This is a genomic window from Streptomyces sp. a15, assembly GCF_059026085.1.
The window spans coordinates 1-1,807 of the sequence record NZ_JBWLKM010000214.1; the positions used below are offsets into that span (position 1 = coordinate 1).

The following is a 1,807-nucleotide window of genomic DNA, read 5'->3' on the forward strand; positions in this document are numbered from 1 at the left end:
GATCAGCCCTTGCGGGTGTTGATCTCCTCGGTGAGCTGGGGGACGACGTCGAAGAGGTCGCCGACGATGCCGTAGTCGACGAGGTCGAAGATCGGGGCCTCGGCGTCCTTGTTGATCGCCACGATCGTCTTGGAGGTCTGCATGCCGGCCCGGTGCTGGATCGCGCCGGAGATGCCGGAGGCGATGTACAGCTGCGGCGAGACGCTCTTGCCGGTCTGGCCGACCTGGTTGGTGTGCGGGTACCAGCCGGCGTCCACCGCGGCACGCGAGGCGCCGACGGCCGCGCCCAGGGAGTCGGCGAGGGCCTCGATGATCGCGAAGTTCTCCGCGCCGTTGACACCGCGGCCGCCGGAGACCACGATCGCGGCCTCGGTCAGCTCCGGACGGCCGCTGGACTCGCGCGGCGTGCGGGCGGTGACCTTGGTGCCGGTCGCCTGCGCGGAGAAGGTGACGGCCAGGGCCTCGACCGTACCGTCGGCCGGGGCGGCCTCCACGGCGGCGCTGTTGGGCTTGACGGTGATGACCGGGGTGCCCTTGGCGATGCGGGACTTGGTGGTGAAGGACGCGGCGAACACCGACTGGGTGGCCACCGGGCCCTCGTCGCCGGCTTCCAGGTCGATCGCGTCGGTGATGATGCCGGAGTTGATGCGCAGAGCGAGGCGGGCGGCGATCTCCTTGCCCTCGGCGGAGGACGGCACCAGCACGGCGGCCGGGGAGACCGCCTCGTAGGCGGCCTGCAGGGCGTCCACCTTAGGGACGACCAGGTAGTCGGCGTACTCGGCGGCCTCGTGCGTGAGGACCTTGACCGCGCCGTGCTCGCCGAGGACGGCGGCGGTGTCGGCGGCACCGGCACCGAGGGCGACGGCGACCGGCTCGCCGATGCGGCGGGCCAGGGTCAGCAGCTCCAGGGTGGGCTTGCGGACGGCGCCGTCCACGTGGTCGACGTAGACGAGAACTTCAGCCATGGGAATGCTCTCCTGCGGATTGCGAAGTCTGAGGGGCGGTGAGGGGGTTGGGGCTAGATGAACTTCTGGCCCGCGAGGAACTCGGCGAGCTGCTTGCCGCCCTCGCCCTCGTCCTTGACGATCGTGCCGGCGGTACGCGCCGGGCGCTCGGCCGCGGAGTCGACGACCGTGTAGGCGCCCTCCAGACCGACCTCCTCGGCCTCGATGTCCAGGTCGGACAGGTCCCAGGCCGCAACCGGCTTCTTCTTGGCCGCCATGATGCCCTTGAACGACGGGTAGCGCGCCTCACCCGACTGGTCGGTCACCGACACCACCGCCGGCAGCGACGCCTCCAGCTGCTCGGTGGCCGAGTCGCCGTCCCGGCGGCCCTTGACGACCCCGTCCTCCACGGACACCTCGGACAGCAGCGTCACCTGCGGCACCCCCAGCCGCTCGGCCAGCAGCGCCGGCACCACACCCATGGTGCCGTCGGTGGACGCCATACCGGAGATCACCAGGTCGTAGCCGGCCTTCTCCACCGCCTTCGCCAGCACCAGCGAGGTACCGATCGCATCCGTGCCGTGCAGGTCGTCGTCCTCGACGTGGATCGCCTTGTCCGCACCCATCGACAGCGCCTTGCGCAGCGCGTCCTTGGCGTCCTCGGGACCCACCGTCAGGACGGTGACCTCGACGTCGTCATCGGAGTTCTCGGAGATCTGCAGCGCCTGCTCGACCGCGTACTCGTCCAGCTCGGAGAGCAGACCGTCCACGTCGTCCCGGTCGACGGTCAGGTCATCGGCGAAGTGCCGGTCGCCAGTGGCGTCGGGCACGTACTTCACAGTGACAACGATCCTCAAGCTCAC

At 70.3% G+C, this 1,807-nt stretch carries 2 protein-coding genes; both read right to left on the reverse strand.

Annotated elements, in window-relative coordinates; translation table 11 throughout:
- Positions 1-2 precede the first annotated feature (2 nt).
- On the reverse strand, positions 3-965 hold the full coding sequence (locus AC5P09_RS51695) for an electron transfer flavoprotein subunit alpha/FixB family protein (RefSeq protein WP_493880590.1): 963 nt from the start codon (positions 963-965) through the stop codon (positions 3-5).
- Between the two features lie 53 nt (positions 966-1,018).
- Positions 1,019-1,807 carry an electron transfer flavoprotein subunit beta/FixA family protein gene (locus AC5P09_RS51700; protein ID WP_493880591.1) on the reverse strand — a complete coding sequence of 263 codons (789 nt, stop codon included), beginning with the start codon at positions 1,805-1,807 and terminating at the stop codon, positions 1,019-1,021.